Genomic DNA, 16,725 nt, shown 5'->3' on the forward strand with positions numbered 1-16,725 from the left:
AGTCCGCGCCATGCGAATGATTAACCTTGCGGCCGTCGCCGCCCTTGCCATCCTGGCGGCCAGCCCGGCCTTCGCCGGCGACCGACGCGGCGGCGGTCATCCGGGTGGCGGCCACCCCGGCGGCGGCCCGAGCTGCGGCGGCGGCTGTGGTGGAGGCGGTGGCCATCAGCCGCCCCCCTATACGCCACCTCCGCCCCACGGCGGCGGCTACAACGGCAATATCAACGTGAACGTCAACGCCAACGCCAGTGCGAACGCCAATGCCGGCGCCGCGGCGGGCGGCTATTTCAACGCCCGGACCTATGACGTCGGCGGCATGCGGGGCGGCGGCGGCAGTTACGGTGCCGTCTATGTCGGCGGCGGCTATGGCGGGTACGGCGGCGGCTACTACGGCGGCGGCGCCATCTACAACGAAGAGGTCTATGAGGGCCGGGCCTGCGCCAGCGCGCCGTTCGGCTATGTCGTCAGCGGATTCGGCCGCGACGGACGCCGGGCGCCGGCCTGTGTGGCGAACACCGGCGGCTGCGAGGTCGATGTCGACCGCGGCGGCCGCTACGGCCACAGCGAGCGCCACAGCTGCGCCGGCGGCCGTCGTGAAGATTACGGCTCGTACGAGGAATCACGGTCGTACGAGAGCTACGGCTCCTACGAGCGCCGGGAAGAGTATCGCGAGGAATCGTCGTACGGCGGCGGCTACACCTATGTGGACGACCGGGGGTCCTACGGCGGCCGGGACTGCGACTGCGATCACGGCGGGGGCCACGACGCCGCCCCCTATCCGCCGCCCTATACCCCCGAACCGCCCCGCTATGAGCCGCCGGCCCCGCCCGCGCGTCCCTATCGGCCCGAACGGCCCCGCCCGGCGCAACCGCCGCGCCAGCACTACAGCCAGGAGCCCGGCGAGCGCGGCTGATGGCTCTAGCGGGCGACCCCGTCGATCGATTCGACGATGGCCGAGGCCGCCAGCAGGGGGTTTTCTGCCCCCACCACCGGCCGGGCCACGACCAGATGGGTCGCGCCCGCCTCCAGCGCTGCGCGCGGGGTGGCGACGCGCTGCTGATCGCCCTTGTCCGCGCCTTCGGGCCGGACGCCCGGGGTGACGATCAGGAAGTCCGGTCGTCCGGCCTCATGGGCGATCTCCCGCACCCGCGCCGCTTCCAGAGGGCTTGAGACCACCCCGTCGACGCCACAATCGAGCGCCTGCCGCACCCGCCGTTCGACCAGGTCGCGGGCGGTAAAGCCGTAGCCGATGTCGGTCAGGTCGGCGTCCGACAGGCTGGTCAGGACGGTGACGGCCAGCAGTTTCGTGCCCGTCCCCGCCGCGTCGCGGCCCTTGACCGCGCCGCGCATCACCTGCGGCTCGGCATGGACGGTCAGCAGGTCGCAGCCGCCCTCGGCCACGGCGCGGGCCGCGCCTTCGACCTGGGCGCCGATGTCGTGCAGCTTCCAGTCCTGGAACACCATCTTGCCCGAGGCCCGCAGCTCATGGGCGAAGGCCACGCCCCCGGGCCGGGCCAGCAGGGTCAGGCCGATCTTGTAGAAGCTGATGGTCGCGCCGAGGCGGTCGACCATGGCCCGCGCCGCGTCCAGCGACGGCAGGTCGAGACCGACGATCAGGCGGGGGTCGGTCAGTACGGGGGTCATGGCGTCGCTCCGTTCGAGCCGTTAGGCTGGACGCGCGCGGGGGCGTCAGCCTTTATGGGCCGCGGTTGGTTGAATTGCAGGGCGAGGTCAGCACATGGACGCGGTCGATCTGGGCGTCAACCTGTTCGTGGCCCTGTTCGCGCTTGTCGATCCGATCGGCAATATCCCGATCTTCGCCGCCGCGACGGCCGGCGCCTCGATGCGTCAGCGGCTCTCGGTCTCGGCCCTGATCTGCATCTTCATCGTCATCTTCCTGTGCTTCTTCTTCTTCACCGGTCTGGGGCTGCTGCAGTTCTTCGGCATCTCGCTGGCGGCCTTCCGCATCGCCGGCGGCATTCTGCTGCTGCTGCTGGGCCTCGACATGACGCGCGAGGACTTCCTCAAGATGTTCGCCGACCCCGACGCGGTGAAGGACGCGGCGAATGACAAGGGTTACGCCCGCCGCCGCTTTCAGCGGCTGGTCGTGCCCTTCGCCATGCCGCTGCTGATCGGCCCGGGCGCCATCTCGACCATCATCATCCAGGCTGGCGAGGCCGAGAAGGTCGGGCCCGCGGGCCAGGCGGCCGGGCTGGTGGCCATCGCCGCGGCGGGCTTCGCCACCTTCGTCTGCTTCACCCTGACCGGTCCGATCAGCCGTCTGCTCGGCGAGATCGGCATGGCCATCATTGTGCGGGTGCTGGGTCTGATCCTGTGCGCCCTGGCCATCCAGTTCATCCTCGCGGGCCTGTCGGAAGCCATCCCCGGCATGTTCAGCAGCATCGCGACGACGCCGTACCCGGACGCCGGGCACTAGTCGTGGCGAAGGGGCCCACGGTCGGGGCCTGGCTGGCGGCCCGGACGCCGGATATCCGGGGCGCGGTCGAGCGGCTGCGCGCCATCGTTCTGGGTGCCGGCGACGGTGTCACCGAACATATCAAGTGGAACGGGCCCAGCTTCTGCATCGACGGCGACGACCGGATCACCATCGGCCTTTTGCCCAGGGGCGGGGTCCGGGCCATTCTGCATCGGGGGGTCAAGGTGAAGGACGCGACGGGCTTCGCCTTTGCAGACGACAGCGGCCTGATCCAGTGGGCCGCGCCGGACCGGGGGGTGGTCACCTTCGCCGATGAAGCCGCGATCGCCGCCCGGGCTGACGCTTTCGCGGACATCTGCCGGCGCTGGCTTGAGGCGACCCGCTAGATCCGCTTCAGCCGCTTCGCATGCCCGCCGACCATGCCCAGCGCCACCTGGTCGGGCAGGTGTTTGGCCAGACTGGCCAGCAGATTGTTCATGACGCCCGGCGTGACCTTCGGCCGGTTGGCCTCGCAGGCCTCATAGCCGACCCGCGCCACATGATCGGCGGTCTGCCACATCCAGGCGGGATAGGCTGAGGACACCTGCTCGCGGGTGCCGTTGGCGTCGTGGAACTCCGTCAGGGTGTAGCCGGGGCAAAGGGCGGTGACGTGGACGCCGGTCCCCCGCAGCTCCAGATGCAGGCCCTGCGAGGCCTTGATGAGGAAGCTCTTGATCGGCCCGTACAGGGTGTCGCCGCCGGTCGCGGGCATCTGTCCGGCGAGGGAGGCGACATTGAGGATACGGCCATAGCCGCGCTCGACCATGCCGGGGGCGAACAGCCGGGCCAGTTCGACCGGGGCGGCCAGCATGACCTGGATCATCGCCCTGTGCGCCGCGGGGTCGGTGTTCAGGAAGCCGGCCGTGCGGCTGAAGCCCGCATTGTTGATCAGGCCGTCGACGGTCAGACCCTTCGACCGGATGGCGTCGAACAGCCGGCGCGGGGCGGCGGGATCGGCCAGATCGTCGGTCAGTATGGTCGAGGCCGCGCCGTTGCCGGCCAGTTCGTCCGCCAGCGCCTGCAACGGCGCTTCCCGCCGCGCCGTCAGGATCAGGTCCCAGCCTTCGGCGGCGTAGATGCGGGCGAGCGCGGCGCCGATGCCCGCAGAGGCACCGGTGATCAGCACCACGGGACGCGGCCGCGACGGCAGGCTCATCTCAGGCGGCAACCGGGCAGGACGAATGCGGCGCGAAGGCCGCCAGCGAGGCCGGGTCCTGATCCAGCAGGTCGGCGATGGTGATCTTCGACAGGGCCTGTCCCGCGGCCTGGTCGGCGGCGGTCAGGGCCTTGGCCACCTGACGCGGGATGTGTTCGCTGACCGGGCAGCCCTTGGCCCCGGCCGGCGGCGAGCCGAGGTGGGCGCAGCCGTTGACGGCGCGCAGCACGGTTTCCAGCGAAATGGCCTGCGGTTCATGCAGCAGCCAGGCTCCGCCCGAGGCGCCGGGCCGGGTGGCGATCAGCCCGGCCTTGGCCAGCAGGGCGGTCACGCGGCGCACGACGACGGGATTGGTCGGGATCGAGGCGGCCAGAATCGCGCTCGGCACGGCCTGGGCCGGCGAGTGCGCGCCCTTGTGGGCCAGATAGGCCAGGGCGTGGGCGGCGACGGGAAAGCGTTGGCTGTCTGACATGGTGTGGCCTCAAGATAGGCGCGCGGGACGGCTTTCACAAACCGGGTCATTCTGGTGGGCCGCGGTCGTCGATCCTTCGGGATCTCCCGACCCAAAGCCTGCCCTCGGGCCGACCCCTGGTCGGACCCGGGGCGGCCAATGACCTTCGCGCTTGCAGCACGATTGAACGGCTCGCGGAAAGGGCTTAAAGGCTCGCCGCTCTTTGGATGGGAACCGCAGTGTGCGGGGTCCCGGAGGAACTTCATGGCCGGGGCTTCTCCCCAAGGTGAAGACGGCGCCAGCGCCGCCGCCTCAAACTCCCAGACTCCCGCCGACAAATCGGTCGCACCGGCCCATCCGCACCCCGCGGCGGCCGGCGAGGGCGGTCACGTCAAGGCCGGTAAATGGGGCCTGATCATCGGCGCCATCGGCGTCGTGTTCGGCGACATCGGCACCAGCCCGCTCTACGCCATGCGCGAGGCCCTGCATCACAGCCGCAATGGCGGCGCTGATGAACTGGCCGTCCTCGGCGTGGTCTCGCTGGTCTTCTGGGCCCTGCTGCTCGTCGTGACGCTGAAATACGTCGTCTTCCTCATGAAGGCCGACAACAAGGGCGAAGGCGGCACCCTGGCGCTGATGGCCCTGGCCCAGCACGCCATCGGGCGGCGCTCCGGCCTGATCTTCATCCTCGGCGTCTGCGGCGCTGCCCTGTTCTACGGCGACGGGGTGATCACCCCCGCCGTTTCGGTTCTTTCAGCGGTCGAGGGCCTGCGCGACGCGCCAGGCCTGTCGGGCCAGCTGGACAGTTTCGTCGTGCCGATCGCGGCAGGCATTCTGATCGCCCTGTTCCTGATCCAGTCACGCGGCACGGCCAGTGTGGCGCGCTATTTCGGCCCTCTGACCGCGGTGTGGTTTCTGATCCTCGCCGGGCTGGGCCTTTGGCACATCTTTGACGACGTCTCGATCCTGCGGGCCCTGTCGCCGCACTACGGCGTGGTGTTCCTGTTCGACAACGGCTTCCTCGGCTTTGTCATCCTGGGCAGCGTCTTCCTCGCCGTGACCGGTGCCGAGGCGCTGTATGCCGACATGGGCCATTTCGGAAAGGCGCCGATCCGGATGGGCTGGCTGTGGTTCGTCCTGCCCTGCCTGACGCTGAACTATCTCGGCCAGGGTGCGCTGGTGCTCGACAACCCCGCCGCCGCGGCCAATCCGTTCTGGATGATGGTCCCGGAGGTCGCCTACTGGCCGGTCCTGATCATGGCCACCATCGCCACCGTCATCGCCTCCCAGGCGGTGATCACCGGTGCCTTCTCGGTGACCCAGCAGGCCGTGCAACTGGGTCTGCTGCCGCGCATCGACATCCGCAACACCTCGGAAAGCCAGGCCGGCCAGATCTTCGTGCCCTCGGTCAACATGATGCTGATGGTCGGGGTGCTGGTCCTGCTGGTGACCTTCCAGACCTCGACCAATCTGGCCGCGGCCTACGGCATCGCCGTGACCGGCTCGATGTTCGTCGACAGCCTTCTGGCCTGGTTCATCGTCCGCAATATGTGGAAATGGAGCCTTCCCCTGTCGCTGGCCGCCATCAGTCCGCTGGTCGCGCTGGACCTGGTCTTCCTGACCTCCAACATGCTCAAAATCCCGCAGGGGGCCTGGTTCCCGCTGGTGCTCGGCGCGGCCCTGATCCTGCTGATGTGGACCTGGGTGCGCGGCACCCAGATCCTGACCGACAAGACCCGCAAGGACAGCCTGCCGCTGACCGATCTGATCGAGATGCTGCGCGCCCGTCCGCCGCACCGCGCGCCCGGCACGGCCATCTTCCTGACCTCGGACCCCGACGTCGCCCCGGTCGCCCTGATGCACAATCTCAAGCACAACAAGGTACTGCACGAGAAGAACGTCATCCTGACTGTCCGCACCACCGACCGCCCGCGCGTGCCGGAAAGCCAGCGGGTCACGATCGAGCCGATCTCGGACGACTTCAAGAAGCTGACCATCTCCTACGGCTTCATGGAGCAGCCCAATATTCCCAAGGCGCTGGGCGTGTGCCGCAAACAGGGTCTGAAGTTCGACATCATGTCGACCAGCTTCTTCCTCGGCCGTCGCTCGGTGGTCGCATCGGCGTCGCAGGGCATGCCGCTGTGGCAGGACCGGCTGTTCATCTTCCTGACCCGTAACGCCGCCAACCCCACCGACTTCTTCCACATCCCGCCGGGACGGGTGGTCGAGCTGGGCACGCAGGTGGTGGTGTGAGCCGGGGACCTGACCAGGGGCGCAGCTCCGCCGCCCGCGGCCGTCGCATGGCCGACAAGGCCCGCGCCGGAACCCGTCCTCCGAAACCCCGGGTCGCGGACCCCCGCGACGACGGCCCGGACATCGGCGTCGAGGCCCGTCTGGCCGCCGGCGTGCTGCTGAACGCCGCGCTGGAAGGCCGGGGCGGGCTGGATACGGCCCTGTCGTTCCGCGAGGTCGCCGACCTGCCGGGGCCCGACCGCGCCTTCGCCCGCGCCGTGGCCATGGCCGCCCTGCGCCGCCTCGGCGAGATCGACCAGATCCTGGATCGCAAGCTTCAGAAGGCCCCGCCGCTGGCGGTGCGTACCATCCTGCGTGTCGCCCTGGCCCAGACGCTGGTGCTCGAGACCCCGGCCTTCGCCGCGGTGTCGACGGCGGTGAAACTGGCCGAGCGCGAGGTCAAGACCCGGCCCTACAAGAACCTCGTCAACGCCGTCCTGCGCGGCATCGAGCGCGAGGGCCCCGGCCTGACCACCGCCGAATCCAACCTGCCCGAATGGCTGGCCGCGCGCTGGCGCGCCACCTACGGCGAGGCGACCCTGACCGGGCTGGCGCTCGCCGCCCGCGAGGAGCCGTCGACGGACCTGAGCCTCAAGCCGGACGTGGACGCCGCCGCCGTGGCCGAGGCGCTGGACGGCGAGGTGATGGCCGGAAACACCGTCCGCACCGGTCGCCGCGGCGACCTGTCGATCTGGCCGGGCTTCGACGATGGCGTCTGGTGGGTCCAGGACGCCGCCGCCGCCGTGCCCGTTCGCCTGCTGGCGCCGAAGGCCGGCGAATCCATCGTTGATTTCTGCGCCGCCCCCGGCGGCAAGACGCTGCAGATCGCCGCCTCGGGCGCCTCGGTCGTGGCGCTGGACCGGTCGGACAAGCGGCTGGACCGGCTGCGCGCCAATCTGGCCCGCACCGGCCTGTCCGCCGAGGTCGTCGCCGTGCCCGCCGAGGACTGGGACGACCCGCGCGCCTTCGATGCCGTCCTGCTGGACGCGCCCTGCACCGCCACCGGCACCTTCCGCCGCAATCCCGAAGTCCTGCGCGCCACCAAGCCCGCTGACGTGGCCAAGCTGGCCGATGTGCAGCACCGGCTGCTCGACGCCGCCGCCGAACGGGTCAAGCCCGGCGGCCGTCTGGTCTATTGCGTCTGTTCGCTGGAACGCGAGGAGGGTGAGACCCAGATCATCGCCTTCCTCCGGCGCAACCCGGCCTTCAGGACCGCCCCTGCCGTTCCGGCCGAGGTCGGTGCGCCTGACGAAGCGCTGACGCCGGAAGGCTGGCTGCGCATCCTGCCGTCGATGTGGGCGGAAAAAGGCGGGCTGGACGGCTTCTTCATCGCCCGGCTGGACCGCGTCGCCTAGAGCGAAATCGGTCTTGGTGGACGCAGTCCGCCAAGACCCAGATTTCGCTCCAGCATAATTCTGGACCATTTTTTGGGTTCAGGTCGATTCGACCTGAAACAAAAATGGTCTAGGCCAGCACCGTATAGGTCATCCGCGCGCGGACGCTGAACCCGAGGCTTTCGTAGAAGGCGACGGTCGCCGTGTGTTCGGCATAGGCATGCAGGAAGGCCTGTTCGCCCCGCGCCAGAATCCGCGACACGACGGTGCGGCTCAGCACGCCCGCCAAGCCCTGACTGCGGAAGTCGGGATGGGTACAGACCCCGCTCAGCTCGCTGTAGCCCTCGACCTTCATCCGTTCGCCGGCCATGGCGATCAGCCGGCCCTCGCGCCGCACGCCGATGAAGCCACCGAGCCGCAGGGTCCCGCGCCGGAACGGGCCCGGCCGGGTCAGGGTGGCCAGGGCCAGCATCTCGTCGGCGTCGGCCTCGCCCAGCGTCAGGATCTCCAGATCGTCCTCGTGGCCGGCGGTCAGGGCGGCGGCGGTCATTTGCACGCAGGAGGCTTGCGAGAGGACCGGCACGTCCGGAAGGACCGCCGCGATCGGCTGGCCCTCAGGCTCGACCAGGCCCGCCCCCGGATATTCGCGGCACAGGGCATCGAGCAGCATGCGGCTCGCGGGCGTGTCGTCGGCGGCGGCGACGAAGACCCCCACATCCGGGTCCAGCCGCACGGCCGTCCCACCGTCCTGCGCCCGGCGGATGGCGAAGGGTGCCACGCGGGTGTTGAGGGCGCTCCAGACCGGTCGGTCGAGGGGGTGGGCGAGGGTCATCGCCCCTGTCTATCGCAAGCGTCGCCGTTCGCCAGAGACGACCGGGGCGTCGGGTCCGAAAACCGCCGTCAGGCGCGCCAGAAGCCCACGATCTTCTTGACCTCGTCCACCACGGGATCGGCGATAGCGGCGGCGCGTTCGGCGCCGTCCTTGAGGACGCGGTCGATCTCGGCCGTGTCAGCCATCAGCCGGCGCATCTCGGCGCTGACGGGGGCCATGGAGGCGACGGCGAGGTCGGCGAGCGCGGGCTTGAAGGCACCGAAGCCCTGGCCGGCGAACTGGGCCAGCACGGCTTCGCGGCTCATGTCCGCCAACGCCGCGTAGATGGTGACGAGGTTTCTGGCCTCGGCGCGGCCCTCGAGGCCTTCCAGCGTCTCGGGCAGGGCGTCGGGGTCGGTGCGGGCCTTGCGGATCTTGGCGACGATGGTGTCGGCGTCGTCGGTCAGATTGATGCGCGACTGGTCCGACGGGTCGGACTTGCTCATCTTGGCCGCGCCGTCACGCAGGCTCATGACCCGCGGCGCCGGTCCCTGGGTCAGGGGCTCGGGCAGGGGGAAGAAGCCGGGCGCGTTGAAGTCATTGTTGAACTTGGCCGCGATGTCGCGGGTCAGTTCCAGATGCTGCTTCTGGTCCTCGCCGGTCGGCACCTCGGTGGCCTTGTAGAGCAGGATGTCCGCCGCCTGCAGCACCGGATAGGTGTAGAGGCCGACGCTCGAGCGTTCCTTGTGCTTGCCCGACTTCTCCTTGAACTGGGTCATCCGGTCGAGCCAGCCGAGGCGGGCGACGCAGTTGAGGATCCAGGCCAGCTCCGAATGGGCCCGCACCGCCGACTGCGGGAAGATCACCGAGCGCGCCGGATCAAGGCCTGAAGCCAGATATGCGGCAGCGATCTCGCGGGTCTGGGCGGTCAGCAGGGCCGGGTCCTGCCAGACGGTGATCGCGTGCAGGTCGGCCACGAACAGGAAACAGGGTGCGCCTGTGTCCTGCAGCTGGGTGAACCGCTTCAGGGCGCCCAGGTAGTTGCCCAGATGCAGGGCACCCGAAGCCTGGATGCCGGACAGGATGCGGCGGGGGCCGGCGTAGGTGGAGGCGGGGGCGGCGGGAGCGTCGTCGGTCATCAATCCAGTCCGGTCGGCGCAACAGCGCCCGGTTCACGCTTCAGGGTGGCCTTCAGTTCGGCCACGCTGACGGCGCGGAAAAGCACGATGCAGGCCGCATAGACAAGGGCTCCCGCGCCACAGACGACGAGGACGGCGATTTCCTTGGCCAGCAGGACGCGGCTCAGGGTCGGGTAGCCGATCCCCGCGACGAGCAGCAGGCCGGCCATCACGGCGCTGGCGGCCAGAACCCGGAACAGGCGCGACAGGAAGGCCGGCGAGGGCCGCCAGATGTGCTCGCGCATCAGGGTCCCGCCCAGCAGGGCCACATTGATCCAGGCCGACAGGCTGGTGGCCACGGCCAGACCCAGGACCCCGTCGACGCCCATCCGCGTCAGGGTAAAGAACAGGCCGGCGCCGACCACGATGGTGAAGACCACGGCCGTGATGGCGTAGATCATCGGCCGGCGAGTGTCCTCGCGGGCGAAGAAGGGCGGGGTCAGGACCTTGGCCAGGACAAAGGCCGGCACGCCCCAGGCGAACTGGCGCAGGACGTCCGCGGTCCGCGCCGCATCCTCGCTGGTGAAGGCGAAGCGCGTCACGGTGGCGTCGATGACGAAGAAGGGGATGACGAACAGGGCCACCGCCGCCGGCAGGGTGAAGGCCATGGCCAGGGTGATGCCGTCGTCCAGCGTCTTGCGTCCGCCCTCGTGATCGTCGTTGACGAAGGCCCGGGTCAGACGCGGCACCAGGGCCAGGCCGATGGCGACCCCGATCAGGCCCAGCGGCAGCTGGTACAGGCGGTCGGCGTTGTACAGCACCGACCGGGCACCCTCGTCCGATCCCGCCAGCATCTGGCTGACCACGGAATTGACCTGCATCGCCCCGCCGGCCATTGCGCCCGGCACGGCGAGGGCCAGGGCCCGCTTCACATTGGGCGTCAGCCGCGGCCAGGACAGGCGGAGGGTGATCCCCAGCCGCTGCACGCCCCACCACAGCAGCCCCGCCTGGATCAGGCCGGAGACGGTCACGGCGGCGGTGACCCACAGCAGCACCTGCGGCTGGCTGGCGGGAATGACCCAGGCCGCCAGCAGGGGGGCGAGGGTGCACAGGTTCAGGAACACCGGCACGCCCGCGGACAGGGCGAACCGCCCGCCGGTGTTGAGCACGCCCGACAGCAGGGAGGCCACGGTCATACAGGCCAGATAGGGCATGGCGATCTGGGTGGCGGTGACCGCGACCGTCATGATCTCCGGCTGGCCCCGATAGGCCGAGAGCAGCCACGGCATGATCCAGGGCATCAGCACCTGAAGGACGATGCAGAAGCCGGCGACCACGGCGAGCATGAAGGACATGGCCTCCGACGCCGTCACCGCCGCCGCCGCATCGCCCTCGCGGGCGCGGACGCCGCCATAGACCGGCACGAAGGCCTGGGCGAAGGCACCCTCGGCGAACAGCCGCCGGAACATGTTCGGCAGCATCAGCGCCGTGGTGAAGGCGTCCATCATCGGCCCCTGGCCGAAGCGGGCGGCCAGGGCCATGTCGCGGGCAAAGCCGAGTATCCGGCTGCCCAGGGTCAGGGTGGCTTGGACCAGGGTATTGCGGGCGAGGCTCATCAGGGGCTCGGAAAAGCGGTTCGGATCAGCGCTTATCCTGCTTCCGGCGCGCGCGATACGGGGTCTGGCGCGGAAGCGCGCCGGCCGACCTCGGACACGTCGCGCAGGCTGGCCCGGACCGGGGTGGAATGCCGGGTCCCGGCGCGGTCCACGCGGTCCAGCACGGCTTCCAGCTCGAGCCGCAGTCGTTCCAGCTTCGGCCCCGCGCCCGGCTTTCGGCCCCGGGAGTCGGTGACATAGAAGCTGTCGACCGCGCGCTCGCCGAAACCGGCGATATGGGCCGAGCGGATCGACAGGCCGTTGTCGGCCAGGACGCGGGCGAGGTCGGCCAGCAGACCCGGCCGGTCGGCACCGGAGACCTCGACCACGGCGGCGTCGGGGCTCTCGTCCAGATCGACGATGGCGGTCGGCCGCACGTCGAAGGCGGCCCGGCGCGGGCTGGGCGCCGGCGCTGGCGCGGTCGCGATCCGGGCACCGCCGCGCGCGGCGGCCTCCAGGGTGGCGATCAGCCGGGTCAGGCGGCGCGGCTCGGCCTGGCCATAGGGGGCGCCGCCGCCGTCCTGAAGCTCGAATACGTCCAGGGCAGTCCCGTCCCCGGCGGTCGCCACCCGGGCCCCGACGACATCGGCACCCGCGGCGGCCAGGGCGGCCGCCAGATCGACGAACAGGCCGGGCCGATCCCGGGCGGCGACGGCCACCCGGGTGGCGGCGTACTCCTCGGCCTCGTCCTCCCGGATCGTCAGCACCTCGACCGCCGCGCCGCTCTTGCGGGCGCGCCCGACCAGTTCAGGGTAGTCGTCCAGCGGGTCCGCATGGGTCACGTCCTCGCCCCGGAACACGCCCTCGGTGCGCTGGTACAGGTCGCGGATCAGCCCGCCCTTCCACGCATTCCAGACGCCCGGCCCGACGGCGCGGATGTCGGCCACGGTCAGGATCAGCAGGGTCCGCAGCCGCTCGGGATCGCCCACCAGCCTGGTGAAGGCCCTGACCGTCGCCGGATCGGAGACGTCGCGCTTCTGGGCGTAGTCCGACAGGGCCAGATGGTTGCGCACCAGCCAGACCACGAACTCGGTCCGGCGCGGATCGAGCCCCAGACGGTCGCAGGCGCGCCGCGCGGCGATGGCACCGTCCTCCAGCTGTCCCCGGTCGCCACCCTTGCCGACATCGTGCAGCAGCATGGCCAGCATCAGGGCCTCGAAGTCGTCGATCCGGTGGACGATCTCGGACGAGGACGGATGCTCGGCCTTCAGCTTGCCGCGCCAGATGTCGTTGATGATGCCGATGGCCTGCAGCGTGTGCTCGTCGACCGTATAGGCGTGGTACATGTTGAACTGGGTCTGGCCGACGATCCGGCCCCACTCAGGCAGGAACCGGCCCAGCAGACCGGTCTCGTTCATCAGGGTCAGAACCCGGTACGGTCGCTGGCCGTGGGCGAGGATGTCGAGGAAGGCGCGCGTCGCCTCCGGGTCGCGCCGCAGCGAGGGGGTGACCAGCGACAACGACCGGCTGACCGCCGAAAAGGCGTCGGGGTGAATGTCCAGGTCGTGCTCGTCCGCCGTGCGGAACAGCATCAGCAGCTTTTCGGGTGCCTCGGCGAAGACCTCGGGACCCTTGACCGACAGGCGGCCGGCGTCCTCGATGAAGCCCTCGACGCCGAGCTTGCGCTTGCGGCCGGGGATCAGCCGCGACAGGCTCATGGTCGACTTCTGCTGGCGGGCTTCCAGCTTGGCCGACATGGCGCGGGTCAGGGCGCCGACGTCGCGGGCGACGAGGAAATATCGGCGCATGAACCGCTCGACCGCCGGCTCGTCGCCGCGCCCGCGCCAGCCCATCCGCCGGGCCACCTCGGGCTGGAGATCGAAGGTCAGCTTCTCCTCCGGCCGTCCCGCCGTGAGGTGCAGATGCGCCCGGACCCGCCACAGGAAGTCGAAGGACTCCTCGAAGGTGCGCCGTTCGCGGGCGGTCAGCAGGCCGTCCATCACCCGCGCGCCCAGCGGGCTGTCGGGTGCCAGCGACCGGGCGATCCAGAACAGGGTGTTGAGGTCGCGCAGGCCCCCCTTACCGTCCTTGACGTTGGGCTCGACCCGGTAGCGGACCGCACCGGATTTCTGGTGCCGGACGTCACGCTCCTCCAGCTTGGCGGCGATGAAGGGGCGGGGGTCGGACTTGACCACGAGGGCACGGAAACGGGTAATGAAGTCGTCGGCCAGCTTCTCGTCGCCGGCCAGGGGCCTCGACTCCAGCAGGGCGGTGCGCACCGTCATGTCGGATTTCGACAGGGCCAGACATTCGTCGACCGACCGCGCCGACTGCCCGACCTTCAGGCCGAGGTCCCACAGGACATAGAGCATGAACTCGATCACCTGTTCGGTGCGCGGGATCGATTTCCACGGGCGCAGAAACAGCAGGTCGAGGTCGGAGTGGGGTGCCAGCACGCCCCGGCCATAGCCGCCGACCGCGATCAGGCTGAGCCTTTCGGCCTCGCTGGGGTTGGCGGCGGGATAGAGGGTTTCGGTGGTGAACCGCCACAGGGCGTTCAGCAGGTCGTCGGCGGCGCCGGAATAGAGCCGGGCCACCTCGACACCCTCCCCGCCCGCGTCGAGTCGCCGGGCGATGCGGGCGCGGGCGGCGTCGAACGACTCGCCAAGGATGGCCGCCACGGCCTTGCGTACGTCGGACGCGGACGCGGCCTCGATCAGCCGGTCGTCGAGCACGTCGGTCACCGGCGGCCGAGGCCCTTCAGCCGGTACAGGGCCTCCAGCGCCTCGCGTGGCGACAGTTCATCGGGTTCGATGGCCTGCAGGGCGTCCTCGACGGCCGACGACCGCGGCGGCGGCGCGGGTTCGGCCACTGCGAACAGGGGCAGGTCGTCCAGGCTGATGGCGGCGGCCTTTTCGCCCTCCAGCCGTTCGAGCACTTCCCGGGCGCGCTCAACCACGGCGGCGGGCACGCCGGCCAGTTTCGCCACCTGCACGCCGTAGGAGCGGTCGGCGGCACCGGGCCGGGCCTCATGCAGGAAGACGAGGTCACCGTTCCATTCCCGAGCCGCCATCGACAGGTTGCAGACGTGCGCCAGCCGCGTCTCGAGGCCCGCGAGCTCGTGATAGTGGGTGGCGAACAGGGTGCGGGCGCGATTGCGGTCGTGCAGGGCCTCGGCCACGGCCCAGGCGATGGCCAGGCCGTCATAGGTGGCGGTGCCGCGCCCGATCTCGTCCAGCACAACGAAGCTGCGGTCCGTGGCCTGGGTCAGGATGGCGGCGGTCTCGACCATCTCCGTCATGAAGGTCGAGCGCCCGCGCGCCAGATCGTCGCCGGCACCGACGCGGCTGAACAGCCGGTCCACCACGCCCAGCCGCATGGCCTTCGCCGGAACGAAGGCTCCTGCCTGGGCCAGCACCACCAGCAGGGCGTTCTGGCGCAGGAAGGTCGACTTGCCGGCCATGTTCGGCCCGGTGACGATCGACAGGCGCGCGCCCGCCCTCTCGGAATTGGCCGCGCCGGATCCGTCCAGCCTGCAGTCATTGGGCGTATAGGGATCGCCCTGCGCCTTCACCGCCGCCTCGACCACCGGGTGCCGCCCGGCGGAGACCTCGAAACAGCCGGTATCGTCGATGGCGGGACGGACGCCGCCGACCTCCTCGGCCCATTCGGCGAGGGCGGCATGGGCGTCGAGCTCGGCCAGCGCCTCGGCCACCGCCTGAAGTGGCCGGGCCAGCGACTGGACCGTGGCGCGCCAGACCTCGAAGGTCTCGCCCTCGATGGCCAGCGCCCGATAGCCGGCCTGGCTGATCTTCGCGTCGAGCTCGGACAGTTCGACGGTGGTGAAGCGGACCTGGTTGGCCAGCGTCTGCCGATGGATGAAGGGGCTCTCGCCCGTGGGCCGGAGGAGTGGCTCGGCGGCCTTGGCCGAGGTCTCGAGGAAATAGCCGAGCACGGCGTTGTGGCGGATCTTGAACGGCACCCCCGCCTCAGCCACGGCCCGGGCCTCAAGGTCGGCGACCACGCGGCGGCTGTCGTCGCGCAGACGACGCGCCTCTTCCAGCTCAGGGCGATAGCCGGCCGAGACGAAGCCGCCGTCGCGGGCCAGATGCGGCGGTTCGGCGACCAGACCCTCGGCCAGATCGACCAGCAGCCTCCCCAGATCGGGCGACAGCGTCATCCGGTCGAGGCAGGCGACGAGCCGCGCCGGCGGGCCGGACAGGGGCTCGCGCGACGGCGGGAACAGGCCGGCGATGCCCTCGGCGATCGACAGGCCGGTGCGGATGGCGGCCAGATCGCGCGGCCCGCCGCGGCCCAGAACCAGCCGTGAGACGGCGCGGGCCACATCCGACGACGCCCTCAGACCGTCGCGGAGGTCGCGGCGCAGGTCGCGACGCTCCAGCAGCCATTCGACGGCATCGAGTCCATGATTGATTTGAGCCGGGTCGCGCAGCGGCCGGGCGATCCGTTCGGCGAGGGCCCGGGCGCCGCCCGAGGTGACGGTGCGGTCGATGCAGGCCAGCAGCGACCCCTCGCGTTCGCCGCGCTGGGTGCGGTCGATTTCGAGGCTCAACCGGGTCGCCGGATCGATGGCGAGGAAGCCGCTGTCGCCAGAACGGCGCGGCGGCGACAGGGCCGGGATCTTTCCGGCCTGGGTGGTCTCCAGATAGGCGGCGATCAGGCCCAGGGCCGAGACCTCGGCCTCCTCGAAAGCCCCGAAACCGTCCAGCGAGGCGACGCCGTACAGCCGCTCGACCCGGACCCGCGCCCCGACCGGCTCGGCCAGCGCCTGGGGCAGGGCCTGAACGACACCGCCCGAGCCGTCGAGCGCGGCCTTGGTCGTTTCGTCCGAGAACAGGCGGTCGGGCACCAGCACTTCCGAGGCCCGGAAGGAGGCGAGGGTGGCACCGAGATCTTCCAGCGAACAGGCGACCGCGTCGACCGATCCGGCCGACAGCTCGACCACGGCCACGGCGGCCCGGCCCTTGCGCACCGAGACGGCGGCCAGCCGGTTGGCTCCGCGCGCATCAAGCAGACTGTCCTCGGTCAGGGTGCCGGGGGTGACGACGCGGACGATGTCGCGATGGACCACCGCCTTGGAGCCGCGCTTGCGGGCCTCGGACGGGGCCTCCAGCTGTTCGCAGATGGCGGCCTTGAACCCCTGCCGGATCAGTCGCGCCAGATAGCCGTCCAGCGCATGCACCGGCACGCCGGCCATGGGGATGTCCTCGCCCTGGTGCTTGCCGCGTTTGGTCAGGGTGATGCCGAGGGCCTTCGAGGCGATCTCCGCGTCCTTGAAGAACAGCTCGTAGAAATCGCCCATGCGGAAGAAGACGATGGCGTCCGGCTGGCTGGCCTTGGCCGCCAGGAATTGCGCCATGACCGGCGTCACGCCCTCGCTGGACGGGACGGCGTCGGCTGTCGGGGGATGGACGAGGGGGGCGTTCATGGGGAGGCGACAGGGTGAAGGATTGCGCGGGCGCGCTCAAGCG

The 16,725-nt window shown here is 70.4% G+C and carries 13 protein-coding genes; 5 read left to right on the forward strand and 8 right to left on the reverse strand.

The annotated features are described in order from the left end of the window. The first annotated feature begins 10 nt into the window (after positions 1-10). Positions 11-913, forward strand: a complete 903-nt coding sequence (locus KB221_01370) for a hypothetical protein (protein ID WIY69687.1) — start codon at positions 11-13, stop codon at positions 911-913. A 5-nt stretch (positions 914-918) separates the two neighbouring features. Here KB221_01370 and pyrF read toward each other — a convergent pair whose 3' ends face one another. Next, positions 919-1,644 (reverse strand): orotidine-5'-phosphate decarboxylase, encoded by a 726-nt coding sequence (gene pyrF, locus KB221_01375; GenBank protein ID WIY69688.1) that lies wholly within the window; start codon positions 1,642-1,644, stop codon positions 919-921. A 94-nt stretch (positions 1,645-1,738) separates the two neighbouring features. Between pyrF and KB221_01380 the strand changes: the two genes are divergently transcribed. Then, positions 1,739-2,437 carry a MarC family protein gene (locus tag KB221_01380; protein WIY69689.1) on the forward strand — a complete coding sequence of 233 codons (699 nt, stop codon included), beginning with the start codon at positions 1,739-1,741 and terminating at the stop codon, positions 2,435-2,437. Positions 2,438-2,439: 2 nt separating this feature from the next. Continuing rightward, complete coding sequence (locus KB221_01385; GenBank protein WIY69690.1) at positions 2,440-2,823, forward strand: DUF1801 domain-containing protein; 384 nt, start codon at positions 2,440-2,442, stop codon at positions 2,821-2,823. On the opposite strand, the gene KB221_01390 is transcribed toward KB221_01385, so the two are convergent. Beyond that, positions 2,820-3,632, reverse strand: a complete 813-nt coding sequence (locus KB221_01390) for an SDR family oxidoreductase (GenBank protein ID WIY69691.1) — start codon at positions 3,630-3,632, stop codon at positions 2,820-2,822. The genes KB221_01385 and KB221_01390 overlap by 4 nt on opposite strands. Before the next feature lies 1 nt (position 3,633). Beyond that, on the reverse strand, positions 3,634-4,104 hold the full coding sequence (locus tag KB221_01395; GenBank protein ID WIY69692.1) for an Rrf2 family transcriptional regulator: 471 nt from the start codon (positions 4,102-4,104) through the stop codon (positions 3,634-3,636). Between the two features lie 243 nt (positions 4,105-4,347). Between KB221_01395 and KB221_01400 the strand changes: the two genes are divergently transcribed. Both KB221_01400 and KB221_01405 read left to right on the forward strand, forming a co-directional pair. Then, on the forward strand, positions 4,348-6,336 hold the full coding sequence (locus KB221_01400) for a potassium transporter Kup (protein ID WIY69693.1): 1,989 nt from the start codon (positions 4,348-4,350) through the stop codon (positions 6,334-6,336). Positions 6,337-6,383: 47 nt separating this feature from the next. Continuing rightward, positions 6,384-7,730: an RsmB/NOP family class I SAM-dependent RNA methyltransferase gene (locus KB221_01405; protein WIY69694.1), complete on the forward strand. Its 1,347-nt coding sequence runs from the start codon at positions 6,384-6,386 to the stop codon at positions 7,728-7,730. Positions 7,731-7,839: 109 nt separating this feature from the next. Here the strand turns inward: KB221_01405 and KB221_01410 are convergent, their stop codons facing one another. From KB221_01410 to mutS, 5 genes are all read right to left on the reverse strand, one after another. Next, complete coding sequence (locus KB221_01410) at positions 7,840-8,541, reverse strand: GNAT family N-acetyltransferase (protein ID WIY69695.1); 702 nt, start codon at positions 8,539-8,541, stop codon at positions 7,840-7,842. 68 nt (positions 8,542-8,609) lie between these two features. Next, a complete protein-coding gene (trpS, locus tag KB221_01415) occupies positions 8,610-9,659 on the reverse strand; it encodes a tryptophan--tRNA ligase (GenBank protein WIY69696.1) in 1,050 nt (349 codons plus the stop codon). Further along, positions 9,659-11,254 carry a murein biosynthesis integral membrane protein MurJ gene (murJ, locus tag KB221_01420; GenBank protein ID WIY69697.1) on the reverse strand — a complete coding sequence of 532 codons (1,596 nt, stop codon included), beginning with the start codon at positions 11,252-11,254 and terminating at the stop codon, positions 9,659-9,661. Before murJ ends, trpS begins: the two co-directional genes overlap by 1 nt. Positions 11,255-11,286: 32 nt before the next feature. Continuing rightward, the gene (gene glnD / locus KB221_01425; GenBank protein WIY69698.1) at positions 11,287-13,977 is read right to left on the reverse strand and encodes a [protein-PII] uridylyltransferase; all 2,691 of its coding nucleotides are present in this window, start codon (positions 13,975-13,977) and stop codon (positions 11,287-11,289) included. Continuing rightward, the gene (gene mutS, locus KB221_01430) at positions 13,974-16,682 is read right to left on the reverse strand and encodes a DNA mismatch repair protein MutS (protein ID WIY69699.1); all 2,709 of its coding nucleotides are present in this window, start codon (positions 16,680-16,682) and stop codon (positions 13,974-13,976) included. Before mutS ends, glnD begins: the two co-directional genes overlap by 4 nt. Between the last annotated feature and the right edge of the window lie 43 nt (positions 16,683-16,725).

The sequence above is a fragment of the Aquidulcibacter paucihalophilus genome, assembly GCA_030285985.1.
Taxonomy (GTDB): Bacteria; Pseudomonadota; Alphaproteobacteria; order Caulobacterales; family Caulobacteraceae; genus Brevundimonas.